A 363-nucleotide genomic window follows, 5' to 3' on the forward strand; every position below is an offset into this window, starting at 1 on the left:
AAATCTGCCAATCAACCACTGCGCTGAGATGTTGACACGAACTCTGAGTAGTAGCCGCTGGGCTTTTTGCCCAGCCTCTATTCGTATTGTTCTTTCATTTCAAGATATTCAATCTTGATACATTTATTCATGACAATATCGTTACGACCTGCCTGACGCAACAGTTTTTCTGCTTCTTGACTTTCTAAACCAAGTTGAGCCCAGAAAACTTTGGCGTTCGACTGGATAAATTCCTGTGCTACCTCTGGTAAAAATTCACTTCTACGGAAAACATCTACAATATCAATAGGTTGGTCAATCTCTGCTAGACTACTATAGACCAACTCGCCTAAAATAGTTCCACCAGCAGCCTTGGGATTAACT

Annotated in this window: 1 protein-coding gene; it reads right to left on the bottom strand. The window is 41.3% G+C overall.

Features of this window, described 5'->3' with window-relative positions:
- Window positions 1–77 precede the first annotated feature (77 nt).
- Window positions 78–363, bottom strand: a 286-nt coding sequence (locus C1E99_RS01110; RefSeq protein WP_193441774.1) for a CoA-binding protein, incomplete at its 5' end; no start/stop codon positions are given.

The organism is Streptococcus suis (assembly GCF_002964045.1).
Lineage (GTDB): Bacteria > Bacillota > Bacilli > Lactobacillales > Streptococcaceae > Streptococcus > Streptococcus suis_U.